Source organism: Streptomyces sp. NBC_00224 (assembly GCF_041435195.1).
Lineage (GTDB): Bacteria > Actinomycetota > Actinomycetes > Streptomycetales > Streptomycetaceae > Streptomyces.
This window is the reverse complement of sequence record NZ_CP108106.1, coordinates 6,609,952-6,627,149: the sequence shown is the minus strand read 5'-3', so window position 1 is coordinate 6,627,149 and position 17,198 is coordinate 6,609,952. Positions and strand designations below refer to the sequence as shown.

At 71.7% G+C, this 17,198-nt stretch carries 15 protein-coding genes; 5 read left to right on the top strand and 10 right to left on the bottom strand.

Going from position 1 to position 17,198, the window contains the following annotated elements:
- Nucleotides 1–62: 62 nt before the first annotated feature.
- Complete coding sequence (locus OG965_RS29660; RefSeq protein WP_371655095.1) at nucleotides 63–1,232, top strand: serine protease; 1,170 nt, start codon at nucleotides 63–65, stop codon at nucleotides 1,230–1,232.
- Nucleotides 1,233–1,332: 100 nt separating this feature from the next.
- Here the strand turns inward: OG965_RS29660 and hflX are convergent, their stop codons facing one another.
- From hflX to miaA, 6 genes are all read right to left on the bottom strand, one after another.
- Nucleotides 1,333–2,838 carry a GTPase HflX gene (hflX, locus tag OG965_RS29655; RefSeq protein WP_371655094.1) on the bottom strand — a complete coding sequence of 502 codons (1,506 nt, stop codon included), beginning with the start codon at nucleotides 2,836–2,838 and terminating at the stop codon, nucleotides 1,333–1,335.
- 190 nt (nucleotides 2,839–3,028) lie between these two features.
- Nucleotides 3,029–4,477 (bottom strand): M1 family metallopeptidase, encoded by a 1,449-nt coding sequence (locus tag OG965_RS29650; protein WP_371655093.1) that lies wholly within the window; start codon nucleotides 4,475–4,477, stop codon nucleotides 3,029–3,031.
- An 80-nt stretch (nucleotides 4,478–4,557) separates the two neighbouring features.
- Nucleotides 4,558–6,645, bottom strand: a complete 2,088-nt coding sequence (locus tag OG965_RS29645; protein WP_371655092.1) for a bifunctional (p)ppGpp synthetase/guanosine-3',5'-bis(diphosphate) 3'-pyrophosphohydrolase — start codon at nucleotides 6,643–6,645, stop codon at nucleotides 4,558–4,560.
- A gap of 139 nt (nucleotides 6,646–6,784) precedes the next feature.
- Nucleotides 6,785–7,669 (bottom strand): diaminopimelate epimerase, encoded by an 885-nt coding sequence (gene dapF / locus OG965_RS29640; RefSeq protein WP_371655091.1) that lies wholly within the window; start codon nucleotides 7,667–7,669, stop codon nucleotides 6,785–6,787.
- Nucleotides 7,670–7,833: 164 nt separating this feature from the next.
- Entirely contained in the window at nucleotides 7,834–8,418 is a 585-nt protein-coding gene (locus OG965_RS29635; protein ID WP_371655090.1) for a hypothetical protein, read from the bottom strand.
- Nucleotides 8,419–8,524: 106 nt separating this feature from the next.
- Entirely contained in the window at nucleotides 8,525–9,463 is a 939-nt protein-coding gene (gene miaA, locus OG965_RS29630; RefSeq protein ID WP_371655089.1) for a tRNA (adenosine(37)-N6)-dimethylallyltransferase MiaA, read from the bottom strand.
- Between the two features lie 184 nt (nucleotides 9,464–9,647).
- On the opposite strand from miaA, the gene OG965_RS29625 reads away from it, so the two are divergent.
- Nucleotides 9,648–9,914, top strand: coding sequence for a hypothetical protein (locus tag OG965_RS29625; RefSeq protein WP_371655088.1), 267 nt, complete (start codon nucleotides 9,648–9,650; stop codon nucleotides 9,912–9,914).
- A gap of 82 nt (nucleotides 9,915–9,996) precedes the next feature.
- Nucleotides 9,997–10,236: an antitoxin gene (locus OG965_RS29620; protein WP_371655087.1), complete on the top strand. Its 240-nt coding sequence runs from the start codon at nucleotides 9,997–9,999 to the stop codon at nucleotides 10,234–10,236.
- A 128-nt stretch (nucleotides 10,237–10,364) separates the two neighbouring features.
- Here the strand turns inward: OG965_RS29620 and OG965_RS29615 are convergent, their stop codons facing one another.
- Nucleotides 10,365–11,087, bottom strand: a complete 723-nt coding sequence (locus OG965_RS29615) for a class III extradiol dioxygenase subunit B-like domain-containing protein (RefSeq protein WP_371655086.1) — start codon at nucleotides 11,085–11,087, stop codon at nucleotides 10,365–10,367.
- Nucleotides 11,088–11,324: 237 nt separating this feature from the next.
- Nucleotides 11,325–12,821, bottom strand: a complete 1,497-nt coding sequence (gene miaB, locus OG965_RS29610) for a tRNA (N6-isopentenyl adenosine(37)-C2)-methylthiotransferase MiaB (protein WP_371655085.1) — start codon at nucleotides 12,819–12,821, stop codon at nucleotides 11,325–11,327.
- Nucleotides 12,822–12,919: 98 nt separating this feature from the next.
- On the opposite strand from miaB, the gene OG965_RS29605 reads away from it, so the two are divergent.
- Nucleotides 12,920–13,915, top strand: a complete 996-nt coding sequence (locus OG965_RS29605) for a TAXI family TRAP transporter solute-binding subunit (RefSeq protein WP_371655084.1) — start codon at nucleotides 12,920–12,922, stop codon at nucleotides 13,913–13,915.
- 65 nt (nucleotides 13,916–13,980) lie between these two features.
- Here OG965_RS29605 and OG965_RS29600 read toward each other — a convergent pair whose 3' ends face one another.
- Both OG965_RS29600 and OG965_RS29595 read right to left on the bottom strand, forming a co-directional pair.
- Nucleotides 13,981–15,381 (bottom strand): sensor histidine kinase, encoded by a 1,401-nt coding sequence (locus OG965_RS29600; protein ID WP_371655083.1) that lies wholly within the window; start codon nucleotides 15,379–15,381, stop codon nucleotides 13,981–13,983.
- A 15-nt stretch (nucleotides 15,382–15,396) separates the two neighbouring features.
- Nucleotides 15,397–16,101 carry a response regulator transcription factor gene (locus tag OG965_RS29595; protein WP_371655082.1) on the bottom strand — a complete coding sequence of 235 codons (705 nt, stop codon included), beginning with the start codon at nucleotides 16,099–16,101 and terminating at the stop codon, nucleotides 15,397–15,399.
- 253 nt (nucleotides 16,102–16,354) lie between these two features.
- Between OG965_RS29595 and OG965_RS29590 the strand changes: the two genes are divergently transcribed.
- Nucleotides 16,355–17,140: an amino acid ABC transporter ATP-binding protein gene (locus OG965_RS29590; protein ID WP_371655081.1), complete on the top strand. Its 786-nt coding sequence runs from the start codon at nucleotides 16,355–16,357 to the stop codon at nucleotides 17,138–17,140.
- Nucleotides 17,141–17,198: the final 58 nt, after the last annotated feature.

Here is a 17,198-nt window from a genome sequence, read left to right as displayed (position 1 = left end):
GGTGTGCTGCCCGGCGCGCGCAACTGAACAAGGTACGAGCAATTTCAGGGGGAATCGTTTCCATGCGATCCATACGTCCGCTGCTGGCCTCCACCGGCCTCGTGGCGGCACTCGCGCTGACGGCCACCGCGTGCGGCCCCGGCGACGACGGCGCGGACAGCAAGCCGTCCGCGTCCAGCACCGCCCAGGGCAAGGGCGACCAGGGTCTTCCCGACGATGTCGCCGGCGCCCTCAAGAAGCACGGCGTCGACCTGGACAAGTGGAAGAACGGCGACTGGAAGAACTGGGACAAATCCAAGTGGCTGCGTGACGCCAAGGACTTCGTCAACCCGGTCATCGCGGACCTGTGGAAGCCCGAGCGGATGAAGTCCGCCAAGGACCCGCAGAAGACCATGGCCGCCGGTGACGTCAACGGCGACCAGGGCATCAGCGACCCGGAGCCGCGGCCGGTCCAGGCCAAGGCCGAGAGTCTGCCGTACCACAACTACGCCGCCCCGGTCGGCAAGGTGTTCTTCGACTCCCCCGAGGGCTCCATGGTGTGCTCGGGCACCGTCGTGAAGGACCCGGCCCACCCCGGCAAGTCCAACCTCGTCTGGACCGCGGGCCACTGCGTCCACGCGGGCGCCAAGGGCGGCTGGTACCGCAACATCGCCTTCGTCCCGGCCTACAACGACAAGGGCAAGTCGGCGGCGCAGCTGCGCAACGCGCAGCCGCAGGAAGTCGCCCCGTACGGCGCGTTCTGGGCCGACTGGGCCTCCACGTCGGGCGAGTGGATCACTGGCGGCGGGCCCACCGGCGGCTCCGGCGCCCCGTACGACTACTCCGTGCTGCACGTGAAGCCGGAGAACGGCACCAAGTCGCTTGAGGAGACCGTCGGCAACGCGCTGACCGTCAACTTCTCGACGCCGGCCGCGCACTCGGTCTCCGCGATGGGCGCCTGGGGTTACCCGGCGGCGCCGCCGTACGACGGCCTCAAGATGTTCAAGTGCGTCGACCGCCCCGGCCGTCTCTCGGTCAGCCCCGGCACGCCCGCGATGTACCGCATCGGCTGCACGATGACCGGCGGTTCCTCCGGTGGCGGCTGGTTCATCACCGGCACGAGCGGCAAGGCGGAGCTGGTCTCCAACACCTCGATCGGCCCGGTCACTTCGGGCTGGCTGGCCGGACCCCAGCTGGGCGCCGGCGCCCAGCAGATCTTCACCCAGATGAGTCAGAAGTACGGCGGCCGGTAGGACTGCTGACACCTGACGACGACAAGGCCCGCCCCCTCGTACGGAGGGGGCGGGCCTTGTTCGCGTCTGCGCGCCGGTCGGTGCCCGGCCGCGCGTGCGGTCAGTGCTTGGCCGGTACGTACGGAGCGAGCTCCGCCGCCAGCGCCTCGTGCACCCGCGCCTTGAGCAGCGTGCCCTCCGGGGTGTGCTCCTCGGAGATCACCTCGCCCTCGGCATGCACCCGCGAGACCAGCTGTCCGTGCGTGTACGGCACGAGGGCCTCGATCTCGACCTCGGGGCGCGGCAGTTCGGCGTCGATGATGCCGAGCAGCTGCTCGATGCCCATGCCCGTACGGGCGGAGACCGCAATGGAGTGCTTCTCGATCCGCAGCAGTCGCTGGAGGACCAGCGGGTCGGCCGCGTCCGCCTTGTTGATCACCACGATCTCGGGCACGTCGACCGCGCCGACCTCGCGGATCACCTCGCGCACGGCGGCCAGCTGCTCCTCCGGGGCGGGGTGCGAGCCGTCCACCACGTGCAGGATCAGGTCGGAGTCGCCGACCTCCTCCATGGTGGAGCGGAACGCCTCGACCAGGTGGTGCGGCAGGTGCCGGACGAACCCGACGGTGTCGGCCAGTGTGTACAGCCGGCCGCTGGGCGTCTCGGCCCGGCGCACGGTCGGGTCGAGGGTGGCGAACAGTGAGTTCTCCACCAGCACGCCCGCGCCCGTGAGGCGGTTGAGCAGCGAGGACTTGCCGGCGTTGGTGTACCCCGCGATGGCTACCGAGGGGACCTTGTTGCGACGGCGCTCCTGGCGCTTGATCTCGCGGCCGGTCTTCATCTCCGCGATCTCCCGGCGCATCTTCGCCATCTTCTCGCGGATCCGCCGCCGGTCCGTCTCGATCTTGGTCTCACCGGGACCACGGGTGGCCATGCCGCCGCCGGACGAGCCGGAGCCGCCACCACCCATCTGCCGGGAGAGCGACTGGCCCCAGCCGCGCAGCCTGGGCAGCATGTACTGCATCTGGGCCAGCGAGACCTGGGCCTTGCCCTCTCGGGACTTGGCGTGCTGGGCGAAGATGTCGAGGATCAGGGCGGTTCGGTCGACCACCTTTACCTTGACGACGTCTTCCAGATGGATCAGCTGGCCGGGGCTGAGCTCACCGTCGCAGACCACGGTGTCGGCGCCGGACTCCAGGACGATGTCCCGCAGCTCCAGCGCCTTGCCGGAGCCGATGTAGGTTGCCGGGTCGGGCTTGTCACGGCGCTGGTACACGCCGTCGAGCACCATCGCGCCCGCCGTCTCGGCGAGTGCGGCGAGCTCCGCCAGGGAGTTCTCCGCGTCCTTGAGCGTGCCCGTGGTCCAGACGCCCACCAACACGACGCGCTCCAGGCGCAGCTGGCGGTACTCGACCTCGGTGACGTCTTCGAGCTCGGTGGAGAGGCCCGCCACGCGCCGCAGGGCGGCACGCTCGGAGCGGTCTAGCTGCTCGCCGTCCCGCGCGCCGTCGATCTCGTGGCTCCAGGCGACGTCCTCTTCCATCAGGGCATCGGCCCGAAGGCTCTCGGTGCGGTTCTTCTCCGCGAAGCTCTGCTCGTCCTGGGAAGGGGAAGAAGAGGAGGTCATTGGATCCTTACGTCGTTGGAATTGCGGTTACGTCGGTCACAACGCGTAATGGACCCGAAAGATTCCCGAGTGGAATCCGGCCCCGGCAGCGCCGCCGACCCGTCGATGGTCGCACGGTGCCACCGGGCCCGTCACCCCGGTTTTCCGGCTCTGGGCGGCACCGGGGGCAGGTCCCGCGGCGCCCGTGCGCCTAGGCGTGCCGGGGTGCGGCGCTGCGCCAGTCCTTGTGTCCGGGCATCGGCGGCGTCTTCGCCCCGTACAGCCAGCCCTGGAAGAACCCGGCGAGGTCGCGCCCGGCGACCTCGGACGCCAGGCCGACGAAGTCGGCGGTGGCGGCCGTCCCGTCCTCGTGGTCGCTCACCCAGCGCCGCTCCAGCTCGCCGAACCTCGCCGCTCCGATCTCCTGCCGCAGCGCGAACAGCACCAGCGCGCTCCCGTCGTAGACGACCGGACGGAAGATGCTGATCTTCTGGCCGGGGGCGGGCGGCTTGGGGGCCGCAGGCGGCCCGCCCGCGGCACGCCAGGCGTCGGACTGTCGGTAGGCCTCGCGCATCCGCGTCTCCATCGGCCGCTTGCCGTGCTCCTGCGCGTACAGCGCCTCGTACCAGGTGGCGTGCCCCTCGTTGAGCCAGAGGTCGGACCACGCGCGCGGGGAGACGCTGTCGCCGAACCAGTGGTGCGCCAGCTCGTGCACCATCACCGAGTCCACGTACCACTCGGGGTACCCGGAGCGCAGGAACAGCGAGCGCTCGAAGAGCGACAGCGTCTGGGTCTCCAGCTCGAACCCGGTGTCGGCGCCGGCGATGAGGACGCCGTACGTCTCGAACGGGTACGGCCCGACCTGGTTCTCCATCCACGCGATCTCGGCCGGCGTCTTCTTCAGCCAGCGCTCCAGCTGCTGCCGGTCGGCCGCCGGGACGACGTCGCGCAAGGGCAGCCCGTGCGGCCCCTGGCGGCGCACCACGGCCGAGCGGCCGATGGAGACCTGGGCGAGCTCGGTCGCCATCGGGTGCTCGGTGCGGTACGTGGAGACGGCCCGGCCGCCCGCCCTCGTCCAGCCGGTCTCCAGCCCGTTGGCGACGACCGTGTACTCCTTGGGGGCGTCCACCCGGAAGGTGAACAGCGCCTTGTCGGAGGGGTGGTCGTTGCACGGGAACACGCGGTGCGCGGCGTCGGCCTGGTTGGCCATCACCAGGCCGTCGGTGGTGCGCACCCAGCCGCCGTCCTCGGCGCCGCGCGGGTCGCTGGTGTGCCGGACGGTGATCCGCAGCTTCTCTCCCCCGTACACCGGGTGGCGCGGGGTGATCACCAGGTCCTCGTCGGCGCTCGCGAACTCGGCCTGCTTCCCGTTGACTTCGACGCCGTGGACGGTGCCGCGCGCGAAGTCCAGGTTGATCCGGTCGAGCCAGTCGGTGGCGCGGGCGTCGATGGTGGTGACGGCCTCCAGCGGCTTGCTGTTGTCGCCCTGATAGGTGAATCCGATGTCGTACGAGAGGACGTCGTACCCGGGGTTGCCCAGACGCGGGAAGAGCGGGTCGCCGATTCCGGCCGGGGCGGGCGGCGGCGGAGCGGCGGCCAGGACACAGGCGGCTGCGGTGGCCAGCAGAGCGGCACGCATACGGCGTGAGGAGAGCAGCATGCCCTACCGCTACCAGCACACCGTGCGAGGGCGGGGCCGACGCGCACCACCCCCACCCGAACGAGCGTCGGCCCGTCGGTTCAGCCGGCCGCGGCCGGGTGCTGCGCGCGGGTCACGTCGTACACGCCCGGCACATCGCGCATCACGCGCATCAGGGCGGGCAGCTCGGCGGCGTCGGGCAGCTGGAGGGTGTAGGTGTGCCGCACCCGCTGCTCGCTGGGGGGCTCGACGGTGGCGGAGACGATCGCGGCGCCCGCGGTGGCGATGGCCTCGGTGAGGTCGGCGAGCAGGCGCGGGCGCCCGAACGCCTCGGCGACCAGCGTGACCCGGCAGGCGGCGGTGTCGCCCCAGCGCACCCCGACCCTGGCCCGTCCGAGGGTCGTCATACGGGCCACCGCCGGGCACTCCTCGCGGTGGACGGTCACGGCGCCGCCGCGCACCGCGAAGCCGGTGACCGCGTCCGGCGGCACCGGCGTACAGCACCCCGCGAGCCGTACCGTCGCGTCCGGCAGGTCGGTGACGGCGTTGGCGGCGCTGCGCCGGTCGGTGGTGAAGGTGACCTGCGGGCGGGGCGCGGCCGCCGGGATCTTGACCCCTTCGGGGTGGTCGGCCAGCCAGCCGGTGATGGCGATCCGCGCGGCCGGGGTCCTGGCGTGGTCGAGCCAGTCCGGGGACGGCCCGGAGGCGGCGTCCTGGGCGAGCAGCAGTTGCACGGTGTCGCCGTCGCTCAGCACCGTACTGAGCGTCGCCAGACGGCCGTTGACGCGCGCGCCGATGCAGCGGTGGGCGGCCTCGCCGTACTGGCCGTACGCGGCGTCCACGCAGCTCGCTCCGGCCGGCAGGTCCAGGGTGCGGCCGTCGGCGCCGAAGACGGTGATCTCGCGGTCCTGCGCCAGTTCCTCCCGTAGGGAGGACCAGAAGGTGTCGGGGTCCGGCGCGTTCTGCTGCCAGTCCAGGAGGCGGGAGAGCCAGCCGGGCCGGGTGGGGTCCTCGCGCTCGTCGGCCGCCGGGTCGGCGCCGTCGCCGGGCCCGCCCCCGGCGTACGGGTTCCCGAGGGCGATGACGCCGGCCTCGGCGACCTTGTGCATCTGGTGGGTGCGGATGAGGACTTCGGCCACCGCGCCGTCGGAGCTCGCCACCGCCGTGTGCAGCGACTGGTACAGGTTGAACTTGGGAGCGGCGATGAAGTCCTTGAACTCGGAGATCACCGGGGTGAAGCAGGTGTGCAGCTCACCGAGGACGGCGTAGCAGTCGGCGTCCTCGGCGACCAGGACGAGCAGCCGGCCGAGGTCGGTGCCGCGCAGCTCTCCGCGTTTGAGCTGGACGCGGTGGACGGAGACGAAGTGCCGTGGCCGGATGAGGACTTCGGCGCTGATGCCGGCCTCGCGCAGCACGGCCCTGACGCCGTCCGCGATGGCGGTCAGCGGGTCCTCGGAGCCCGAGTTGGCCGCGATCAGGGCCCGGGTGTGCTCGTACTCCTCGGGGTGGAGGATGGCGAAAACCAGATCCTCCAGTTCGGTCTTGAGGGCCTGCACCCCCAGCCGTTCGGCCAGTGGAATCAGCACGTCACGGGTGACTTTGGCGATCCTCGCCTGCTTCTCCGGGCGCATCACGCCCAGGGTGCGCATGTTGTGCAGCCGGTCGGCGAGTTTGATCGACATCACGCGTACGTCGTTGCCGGTGGCGACGAGCATCTTGCGGAAGGTCTCGGGCTCGGCCGCCGCGCCGTATTCGACCTTCTCCAACTTGGTGACGCCGTCCACCAGATAGGTGACTCCCTCGCCGAACTCCGCCCGTACCTGATCGAGTGTCACCTCGGTGTCCTCGACGGTGTCGTGCAGCAGCGAGGCCGTCAACGTGGTGGTCTCGGCGCCCAGTTCGGCGAGGATGAGGGTGACGGCCAGCGGATGCGTGATGTACGGCTCGCCGCTCTTGCGGAACTGGCCCCGGTGGGACGTTTCCGCGAGTACGTACGCGCGCCGCAGCACCGCCAAGTCGGCGTCGGGGTGGTGGGCCCGGTGCGCCTCGGCGACGTGCCCGATGGCGTCGGGCAGCCGGTCGCGCGACGTGGGGCCCAGCAGGGCGGCCCGGCCCAGCCTGCGGAGGTCGATCCTGGGGAGTCCGCGTCGGCGACTCTGCGCGTCAGGATTCGTGGCCTCTGCACTCATGGGGCACCTCCGGCAGCATCGACCGGCGGTGGAAAGGCAGGCGTGCCCTCCGGGCCGGTGCTTGATGCTACCGACCCCACCACGTGGCGCAGTCCGGCTCTCGCTCAGCGTGAACCGGATCACCCATTCGAGCGAAGGTTCAGGCCATGGCCGTTTCAACCGTTTCGAGGAGCACCGGGTCGATCACGCCTTCGGCGACGATCACGGCGGGGCCGGTCATCTCGATCTCGCCGTCGGGGAACTCCGTGATCACCAGAGTCCCGCCCGGGAGGTCCACCGTGTACGTCACGGGAGCGCCGGTGAGGGCGGGGTCCGCGCCGTCCCTGCGCGCCGCCGCCACGGCGACCGCGCACGCGCCCGTGCCGCAGGAGCGGGTCTCGCCGGAGCCGCGCTCGTACACGCGCATCGCCACATGGCCGGGGCCCCGGTCGACGACGAACTCGACGTTCACACCCTCCGGGTAGACGGCGGCCGGGCTGTACGGCGGCACCGAGCGCAGTTCGCCCGCGTGGGCCAGGTCCTCGACGAAGGCGACCGCGTGCGGGTTGCCCATGTTGACGTTGCGGGCGGGCCAGCTGCGGCCCTCGACCGCGACCGTGACGCCCTCGTCCGGCAGCACGGCGCGGCCCATGGAGACCGTGATGTCGCCGCTCTTGGAGATGTGCGCCTTCTTGACCCCGCCGCGAGTGGCGATCGCCAGGTCGCCCTCCTCGACGAGCCCGGCGCGCTGGAGGTACCCGGCGAAGACGCGCACCCCGTTGCCGCACATCTCGGCGATCGAGCCGTCCGAGTTGCGGTAGTCCATGAACCACTCGGCCTCGCCGGCCATGGTCTTCGCCTCGGGGTGCGCGGCGCTGCGCACGACGTGGAGCAGCCCGTCGCCGCCGATGCCGGCCCGGCGGTCGCAGAGGCGGGCGACGGTCGAGGCGGGCAGGTCGAGGGCGTTGTCCGGGTCGGGGAGGATCACGAAGTCGTTCTCGGTCCCGTGGCCCTTGAGGAAGGTGAGCGGCGAGGTGTTGTTCACGCCGTCAATCGTACGGGTGCCCACCGACAACGGGCCGGGGCGCTCCGGGACGACGGGTCCTGGGCGGGGAGGGGCTGCGTCGATGGGTCCCGGGCGGGGGGGCCGGGTCGATGGGTCCTCGTCGGAGTCGGCGGGCGCCGCCGGGTCACGCCGGGCCGCGGCGCTCAGCGCAGCCGGGCGACGCGCCAGACGGCCAGTGCCACCGCCACGGCCAGGCCGCCCACGTACAGCCCGATCACCCGCCAGTCGGGCCGCTCGCCCGATCCGCGCGCGGGCAGCCCCGGCCAGGTGTAGCCGACCCGGCGGGCGGCCATCATGCCCCAGCCGGCGGCGCAGCAGCTGATCAGGAGGCCGAGCATGGCCACGACCGGGCCGCCGTCGCCGAACTCGAAGGCGAGCGGGAAGGCGAACATCAGCGAGCCCATGGCCGCGAGCATCACGATCGGCGCGAGCTGCCAGATCCGCAGCCTGCGCTGCGGGCGGATCTCGACCTCGACCTCGCCGCCCTCGGCGAGCACGCCGTCGTCCTGCGGTCCGTCGGGGGTGAGCCCGACGGCTCCCGGCACGGCCGGGCCCAGGGCGCCGACGCTCAGCTCCGCGGGGCTCGGCTCCGGGGCGTCGCGGTGGGCGGGCTCCCGTCCGGCGTCGCTCACGTCCGGCCCTTCCGACACTGCTGCCACTTCCGAAGGACCCGGTTGCGCGGGCTCGTCCCGCGTTCCGTGCTCTCTGTCGCGAGGGCCGGCCTCCATCGCCACGCGCCCTCCCAACTCGGACTCCACTGGTCGATCGAGGTCGATGATGGCACGCGCGCGGGTGCCGGAATGACCGGCGGTGCGTCCCGATGCCATCACGTGATCAGGCTGTAACCGCTCGTTCGACCAACGCCAGCGCCTGCCCCGGGAGTTCCCCTCGGTGCTCGACGGCGCCGCTCAGCCAGTGCACGCGCGGGTCCCGGCGGAACCAGGAGTCCTGGCGGCGCGCGAAGCGCTTGGTGGCACGGACGGTCTCGGCGCGCGCCTCGTCCTCGGTGCACTCCCCCGCGAGCGCCGTGAGCACCTGCTGGTAGCCCAACGCGCGCGATGCGGTACGCCCCTCCCGCAGCCCCTGGGCCTCCAGCGCGCGCACCTCGTCCACCAGGCCCGCCTCCCACATCCGGTCGACCCGGACGGCGATCCGCTCGTCGAGCTCGGGGCGGCCGACGTCGACGCCGATCTGCACGGTGTCGTACACGGAGTCGTGGCCGGGCAGGTTGGCCGTGAACGGCTTGCCGGTGATCTCGATGACCTCCAGGGCCCGCACGATCCTGCGGCCGTTGCTGGGCAGGATCGCGCGCGCCGCCTCGGGGTCGGCCTCGGCCAGGAGCCGGTGCAGCGCGCCGGGCCCGTCCTGCTCCAGCTCGCGTTCGAGACGCGCGCGCACCTCGGGGTCGGTTCCGGGGAAGTCGAGCACGTCGATCGCGCCGCGCACGTAGAGGCCGGAGCCGCCGACGAGGACCGGCGTGCGGCCCTCGGCGAGCAGCCGGTCGATCTCGGCGCGGGCGAGCTTCTGGTACTCGGCGACGCTGGCGGGCTCGGTCACGTCCCAGATGTCCAGGAGGTGGTGGGGCACTCCGCCGCGCTCGTCGAGCGTCAGCTTGGCGGTGCCGATGTCCATCCCCCGGTAGAGCTGCATCGAGTCGGCGTTGACGACCTCGCCGCCGAGCTGCTGGGCCAGGAAGACACCCAAATCGGACTTTCCGGCCGCTGTGGGGCCGACGACGGCGATGACCCGCGGTGCGGGAGCTGCAGTTCTCACTGTCACAGTCTCGCAAACCTCGGCCACCGTCCCCGAACGAGCTACGTGACGGGGTGCATGCGGGTTCGTTGCCTGTTGCGAGGTTCCGACCGCCGGTTTGCCGAACCGGTGCCCCCGGGCGACGCAATGAGGCGCTCCGGATGGGGGCGGGATTTCGCCCACACGAGTACGCTATGGAGTAGATATGGGTGTTTTTTCAAGGTTTCGCCGTAAGGCCGAGGAGGCTGTAGCGGAGTCAACCGAGGAGGCGAAGTCCGCCACCCTGACGGCCGAGGGGGAGGCCGCGGAGGGCGAGGCGGAGACCGCCGCCACGGAGGGTTCCGAGCCTGCCGCGGAGGCCACGGCGGAGGAGTCCGCCGAAGCCGCCGCCGCCGAGGGCGTGGAGATTCCCAAGCAGCAGTCGGCGGAGGAAGCGGCGGACAACGAGGCGGGCGAGAGCGCCCGGAAGTAACGTGGCGTATGCATGCATTTCGTACGGTCCCCTGGTCGAGGGCGCGCAGTTCCCGAGATGAGGGCAGAGGGAAGGTGACCACATGGGCTTCTTGGAGAGCCTGAAGGACAAACTGGCCCCCGCCAAGGACAAGGTGTCCGACTTCGCACAGCAGCACGAGGCCAAGATCGGACAGGGGCTGGACAAGGTCGCCAAGACCGTCGACGAAAAGACCAAGGGCAAGTACAGCGACAAGATCCAAACGGGTACGGGGAAGGCCAAGGACGCCCTGGACCGGATCTCGCACAAGGGCGACGGCGGCACTCCGCCACCGACGGCCTGATCACCTCGGGGACGGCCGTGGAGCGCTCAAGCTCCACGGCCGTCCCCGTGTGGTGTCGCGGCGTCGCGGCCTTGTGCGCCGCCCCGCGTGCGCTGCTTCGGGTCGGCCCGGCCGGGATCCGGTGTCGCTCAGGACCAGACGGCGACGAAGTACCCCACGCCGTACGGCGCGTCCTCGTACAGCATCCGGCCCGCCAGGCCCGCCCCCTCGGCGGCGCCCGCAAGCACCTGCCAGGGTGCCCGGCCGGCCGCCTTGAGTTCGTACGCGAGCTCCGCGTCCAGCTCCAGCAACGCGCGCGTGTCGGCGGCGCCCAGCGCGCTCGCCACGCCCTCGTCGAAGGCGGTGGCGCGCTCGTCGAGGTAGCCGGGGGCCTTGAGGGTGCGGCAGGCGCTGCCGTCGCCCATCACCAGGAGAGCGACACGGTCGGCCCTGGCGCCCAGGCCCCGCCCCGCGTCGGCGCAGTGTGCGGCCTCCAGCGGCTCGCCCACTCCCAGCCCCTCTACCGGGGCGTCCGACCAGCCGGACCGTTCCAGCAGCCACGCGCCGACAGCGAGCGAGGGCGGCAGCTCTCGCTCCTCGCGCGCGTCACCGTCGGTCGGTGCCGGGCCGAGCCGTACGGGAAGGTCCACCCCGAAGCCCGCGAAGGACCCGGGTGCGCCCTGGGGGTGGGGGCCGCGCGCCGCTTGGTCGGCGGGGCCGACCACGACGAGCAGATCGGGCCGGGAGGCGGCCAGCAGCCCCACGGCGTCGGCGCAGGCGTCCCGCGCGGCATCGAGCTCCGGCGCGGCGCCGGAGGCGACCGCGGGCACCAGTAGCGGCGGACAGGGGCAGACGGCGGCGGCTACGAGCATGATCCGCAGCGTAGTGGGTGCGCCCGGCTTCGGCCCCGCACCGGCGCCACGAACCGGCCATACGCGCGAGCGGAGCGAAGGCGATCCGGACGGCGGCGCGCTTACCGATGAACCGGCCACGCGCGCGTGAGCGGAGCCCGTACGGGCAACTCATCCGCGCCACGAGCCGGAGCCTGCCACGCGCGCGTCAACGGGCCACCCGCGAGTGGCTTCGTCCACGCGCGCGTGGAGGGGCGATCAGACGACGCTGCATCCGCCCGTCGCGGCCGGCAGCGGCTCGGGGACACCGATCTTCGGCAGGCCGAGCAGCACTCCGGCGGGCTGTGCCGGGGCCGCGTTGCGCTTCTCCCAGGCGTCGCCCGCGCGGGTGCGGCGCACGGCGCCCGTCGGGCCCTCGGCCAGCAGGTGGTGCGGGGCGGCGTAGGTGATCTCGACGGTCACCACGTCGCCGGGGCGCACGTCCTGCTCCGGCTTGGTGAAGTGCACCAGGCGGTTGTCGGGGGCGCGGCCGGAGAGCCGGTGCGTGCTGCCGTCCTTGCGGCCCTCGCCCTCGGCGACCATGACCTCCAGGGTGCGGCTGACCTGCTTCTTGTTCTCCGACCAGGAGATCTCCTCCTGGAGGGCCACCAGACGCTCGTAGCGCGCCTGCACGACCTCCTTGGGGATCTGTCCCTCCATGGTCGCCGCGGGGGTGCCGGGGCGCTTGGAGTACTGGAAGGTGAAGGCGTTCGCGAAGCGGGCCTCGCGGACCGCGTGCATGGTCTGCTCGAAGTCCTCCTCGGTCTCGCCGGGGAAGCCCACGATGATGTCGGTGGAGATGGCAGCGTGCGGAATGGCGGCGCGGACCTTCTCGATGATCCCGAGGAAACGCTCCTGCCGGTACGAGCGGCGCATCGCCTTCAGGATGGTGTCCGAGCCGGACTGCATCGGCATGTGGAGCTGCGGCATCACGTTCGGGGTCTCGGCCATCGCGGCGATCACGTCGTCCGTGAAGTCGCGCGGGTGCGGCGAGGTGAAGCGGACCCGCTCCAGGCCCTCGATCTTGCCGCAGGCGCGCAGCAGCTTGGAGAAGGCCTCGCGGTCGCCGATGTCCGAGCCGTACGCGTTGACGTTCTGGCCGAGCAGGGTGATCTCGGAGACGCCCTCGGCGACCAGCGCCTCGACCTCGGCGAGGATGTCGCCGGGGCGGCGGTCCTTCTCCTTGCCGCGCAGCGCGGGGACGATGCAGAAGGTGCAGGTGTTGTTGCAGCCGACCGAGATGGAGACCCAGGCCGCGTAGGCGGACTCGCGCCGGGTCGGCAGCGTCGAGGGGAACGCCTCCAGCGACTCGGCGATCTCGACCTGCGCCTCTTCCTGGATGCGGGCGCGCTCAAGGAGCACCGGCAGCTTGCCGATGTTGTGCGTGCCGAAGACGACGTCCACCCAGGGCGCCCGCCGGACGATGGTGTCGCGGTCCTTCTGGGCCAGACAGCCGCCGACGGCGATCTGCATCCCGGGCCGCTTCGTCTTCATCGGGGCGAGCCGGCCGAGATTGCCGTACAGCTTGTTGTCGGCGTTCTCGCGCACCGCGCAGGTGTTGAAGACGACGACGTCGGCGTCACCGTCGCTGCCCTCGGGCGCGCGTACGTAGCCCGCGCCCTCCAGGAGGCCGGACAGCCGCTCGGAGTCGTGCACGTTCATCTGGCACCCGTAGGTGCGCACCTCGTACGTTTTCAAACCCTCTACCTCGCTCATCTCGTACACCAGGGTACGAGGTCGTACCGGCACGCCGCCCCGCCTTCCCCCGACCCCGGGCCTGGCCATCACGGGGAGTGAGCTGGCAGGATCGCGCCATGCTCCAGGCCCTCCCCCGTGTCAGTCGCCGTCGTGCCCTCCAGGGGGCGGTCGCGGCCCTGGTGGTGTTCGGGCTGCTGCTGTGGTGGCTGCTGTCGCTGGGGGCCTCGCGGCCGTCGGGGACGATCACGTTCAGTACGGGCGTGCGGACCGGGGTGTACCAGCGGTACGGCGAGCTGCTGGAGCGGGCGCTGGCCGACGATCTGCCCGAGGTGGACGTCCGGCTCCAGACCAGCGAGGGCTCGCAGCAGAACCTGAAGCGGGTGGCCACCGGGCAGGCCGACTTCACCATCGCGACCGCCGACGCGGTGGCCAAGTATCTCCGCGACGGCTCCGTCGGGGCCGACCGGCTGCGCGGCTGCGCCCGCCTCTACGACGACTACGTCCAGCTCGTCGTGGGCCGCGACTCGTCGGTGCGCACGACGGCGGACCTGCGCTCAAAGCGCGTCGGCATAGGCCAGCCCGGGTCGGGGGTGCGGCTGCTCGCGGAGCGGCTGATGACCGCCGCCAAGCTGGATCCGGCGCATGACATCACTCCGGTGTCGGCGGGCATCGACACCATGCCGGAGCTGCTGCGGACCGGGAAGATCGACGCGTTCTTCTGGTCGGGCGGGCTGCCCACCACGGCGGTGCTGCGGCTGTCCGAGCAGGACCAGATCCGCCTGGTGCCGCTGGGCGACCTGGTCACCGCGCTGCACCGCGAGGACGGCCCCACCGGTTTCTACCGGGCGGCGACCATGCCCGCCGACGCCTATCCGCAGGCGCAGCGGGGCGTCGCCGTACCGACGATCGCGGTGGCGAACCTGCTGGTCACCACGGACCGTACGGACCGGGGCCTGACCGAGGAGTTCACCCATACGGTGATCCGCAGCCGTGACGCCATCGGTCGCGAGGTGCACGCCGCGCAGCTGGTGGATCTGCGCACCGCGATCTACACGGAGCCGCTGCCGCTGCACGACGGCGCGCGCCGCTACTACCTCTCGACCAAGCCCTGACCCGGGGCTGCCACCGGCGGGCGGCCGCCCGCCTCAGCCGGCCCGTCCCGGGGCCGCAGGCGCCTTCAGCCCGTCGGGGAGGTGCGCGGCACCCTGAGCGTCACCCGCAGGCCGTGCGGCTCGTGGTGGGCGTACGTGATGGTGCCGTCGCCCGCCGCGAGCAGGATCCGCGAGATGGACAGGCCGAGGCCCGATCCCTTGATGTTCTGGTGCCGGCCCGAGCGCCAGAACCGGTCCCCGATCCGGCTCAGTTCGTCGTCGGTCAGGCCGGGTCCGCGATCGGTGACGGTGATCTTCGAGTAATCGCCGTCGGCGGCGACGGCGACCGTGACCTCCTCCCCCTCCGGCGTGAACTTCAGTGCGTTGTCGATGACGGCGTCCAGGGCGCTGGAGAGCGCCACCGGGTCCACCCAGGCGGTGACGGCGGCCCGCTGCTCGGTGAGCCGCACGCCCTTGTCCTCGGCGAGCGGACGCCAGGCCCCCACCCGCTCGCCCGCCAGCGCGCCGATGTCGGTGAGATGGAGGTCCGCCTCGGCGTGCTCGGCCAGCGCCAGGCCCAGCAGGTCGTCGAGCACCTGGGCGAGGCGCTTGCCCTCGGCGCGCACGGAGGCGATCTCCTCGTTCCCTTCGGGCAGTTCGAGCGCGAGGAGTTCGATGCGCAACAGCAGGGCGGAGAGCGGGTTGCGCAACTGGTGGGAGGCGTCGGCGACGAAGGCGCGCTGCTGGTCCAGCACGTCCTCGACGTTGTCCGCCATCTCGTTGAACGACCGGGCCAGCCTTCTTAGTTCCGGGGGTCCGCCGGCGACCGCGACCCGTGACTTCATGCGCCCGGTCGCTATGTCGTGGGTGGCCGCGTCCAGGACGCGTACGGGCCGCAGCACCCAGCTGGTGAGCCGGAAGGCCGCACCGACCGCGAGCAGCATCGCCGCCACCTCGCCCGCCGCGATCAGCAGCCAGCCGCGCAGCACCCGCGAACGCATGTGCCCGGTGGGCGAGTCGGTGACCACCACGGCGATCACATCGCCCTCGCGCACCACCGGAGAGGCCACCACGAGCCGTCCGCGCTGCCACGGCCAGACCTGGGGCGGATCGTGGCTCCTGCGGCCCGCCAGCGCCTCCTGGAAGGCGTCGCCGCCCTTGCCGTCGTCCGGCACGCCCCAGCCCCTGGGGGCGCTCGCCATGGCGACGCCGTTGCGGAAGAAGACGCCCGCGCGGATCCCGTACAGCTCGTGGTAGCGGGCGAGTTCCTCCTCCAGGGTCGCCAGGCGCTCCTTGCTGCTGGTGTCCTTGTCGTCGGCGGCGGTGACGAACTGGGCGAGCGCCGCGAAGCGTGCGGTGTCGTCGATGCGGTCGACGACGACCTTCTGCTGCTGGGCGGAGGCGACGCTGATCGCGAGCGGGAAGCCCAGCGCCATCAGGACGAGGGCGAGCAGGAAGATCAGCAGCGGCAGGAGTCGCGTACGCACCGGGGGCGTCGGGCCTTACAGCGCGGCCGGGGCGACGAGCCGGTAGCCGACGCCGCGCACGGTCTCGATCAGGGCCGGCATCCGCAGCTTGGAGCGCAGGGACGCGACGTGCACTTCGAGGGTGCGCCCCGTCCCCTCCCAGCTGGTCCGCCACACCTCGCTGATGATCTGCTCGCGCCGGAAGACCACCCCGGGCCGCTGGGCGAGCAGGGCGAGCAGGTCGAACTCCTTGCGGGTGAGCTGGACGCACTCGCCGTCGACGCTGACCCGACGGGTGGGCAGCTCGATCTGGACACGCCCCAGCCGCAGGGCGACCGCCGGGATCGCGCCGCTGTCCTCGCCGGTGGTGGTGCGGCGGCTGACCGCGTGGATGCGCGCCAGCAGCTCGCCGGTGTCGTAGGGCTTGACCACGTAGTCGTCGGCGCCGAGGTTGAGGCCGTGGATGCGCGAGCGCACGTCCGCGCGCGCGGTGACCATGATCACCGGGATGGCGGTGCGCTTGCGGATCTTCCCGCAGACCTCGTAGCCGTCCTGGTCGGGCAGTCCGAGGTCGAGCAGGACGACCCCGAAGGGCTCCTTGGGGGCGCGGTCGTCGGGCAGCAGCGCCCGCAGCGCCTCCTCGCCGTTGCGCGCGTGCACCACGGCGAAGCCGTGCTTGGCGAGCACGGCGGACAGGGCCGCGGCCACATGGTCGTCGTCCTCGACGAGCAGCAGTCTCATCGTCCCCCCTTCCGTAGTCGTCGCCAGGCATGTACTCCCGCATCCACGCCCATGCCGCCGGTGTGCGTCAAGAGGGCGCGCACCGGAGCGCGGCTTCCGTTACGCAGCCGGTATTGCACCATGCGCCCCCTTAACGGAGAGTGTCACTCCGCTACCGGATCGTGATGCTCAATTTCCGCTCAGATGTAATGACGCTGGTCGTAGCGGCGCACTACGTTCCTCCCCAACCGAGGAAGAGCGGAGCTGGAAGCCGATGAGCGGAGTATCAGTGGCCAAGGACGCCGAGGACGCGGCACCCGCGTCGGGCGACCTGGTCGTGCTGAGCAACGTCAACAAGCACTTCGGCGCGCTGCACGTGCTCCAGGACATCGATCTGACGATCGCGCGCGGCGAGGTCGTGGTCGTGATCGGACCGTCGGGGTCCGGAAAGTCCACGCTGTGCCGCACCATCAACCGCCTGGAGACGATCGACTCCGGGGCGATATCGATCGACGGGAAGCCGCTGCCGCAGGAGGGCCGCGAACTGGCCCGGCTCCGCGCCGACGTCGGCATGGTCTTCCAGTCGTTCAACCTCTTCGCGCACAAGACCGTGCTGGAGAACGTCATGCTGGGCCAGACCAAGGTCCGCAGGGCGGAGAAGAAGCAGGCCGAGGCCAAGGGCCGCGCCCTGCTCGACCGGGTCGGCGTGGGCACCCAGGCCGACAAGTACCCCGCGCAGCTGTCCGGCGGACAGCAGCAACGCGTCGCCATCGCGCGCGCGTTGGCGATGGACCCGAAGGTCATGCTCTTCGACGAGCCCACCTCCGCGCTCGACCCGGAGATGATCAACGAGGTCCTGGAAGTCATGCAGCAGCTGGCGCGCGACGGCATGACCATGATCGTCGTCACCCATGAGATGGGCTTCGCCCGCTCGGCCGCCAACCGCGTCGTCTTCATGGCCGACGGAAAGATCGTCGAAGAGGCCACGCCCGACCAGTTCTTCAGCAACCCGCGCAGCGACCGGGCCAAGGACTTCCTGTCGAAGATCCTTCACCACTGAGGCTCCCCGCGGATCCGGAGCGGCTGCCCGAGTGCGGCTCCTCCCGCACCGGCGCCAC

Bases quoted from the DNA above. Each gene is read 5' to 3' on its own strand.
- OG965_RS29660 (WP_371655095.1), top strand. From the start codon at position 63: ATGCGATCCATACGTCCGCTGCTGGCCTCCACCGGCCTCGTGGCGGCA.
- hflX (WP_371655094.1), bottom strand. From the start codon at position 2,838: ATGACCTCCTCTTCTTCCCCTTCCCAGGACGAGCAGAGCTTCGCGGAG.
- OG965_RS29650 (WP_371655093.1), bottom strand. From the start codon at position 4,477: ATGCTGCTCTCCTCACGCCGTATGCGTGCCGCTCTGCTGGCCACCGCA.
- OG965_RS29645 (WP_371655092.1), bottom strand. From the start codon at position 6,645: ATGAGTGCAGAGGCCACGAATCCTGACGCGCAGAGTCGCCGACGCGGA.
- OG965_RS29635 (WP_371655090.1), bottom strand. From the start codon at position 8,418: ATGGAGGCCGGCCCTCGCGACAGAGAGCACGGAACGCGGGACGAGCCC.
- OG965_RS29625 (WP_371655088.1), top strand. From the start codon at position 9,648: ATGGGTGTTTTTTCAAGGTTTCGCCGTAAGGCCGAGGAGGCTGTAGCG.
- OG965_RS29620 (WP_371655087.1), top strand. From the start codon at position 9,997: ATGGGCTTCTTGGAGAGCCTGAAGGACAAACTGGCCCCCGCCAAGGAC.
- OG965_RS29615 (WP_371655086.1), bottom strand. From the start codon at position 11,087: ATGCTCGTAGCCGCCGCCGTCTGCCCCTGTCCGCCGCTACTGGTGCCC.
- miaB (WP_371655085.1), bottom strand. From the start codon at position 12,821: ATGAGCGAGGTAGAGGGTTTGAAAACGTACGAGGTGCGCACCTACGGG.
- OG965_RS29605 (WP_371655084.1), top strand. From the start codon at position 12,920: ATGCTCCAGGCCCTCCCCCGTGTCAGTCGCCGTCGTGCCCTCCAGGGG.
- OG965_RS29595 (WP_371655082.1), bottom strand. From the start codon at position 16,101: ATGAGACTGCTGCTCGTCGAGGACGACGACCATGTGGCCGCGGCCCTG.
- OG965_RS29590 (WP_371655081.1), top strand. From the start codon at position 16,355: ATGAGCGGAGTATCAGTGGCCAAGGACGCCGAGGACGCGGCACCCGCG.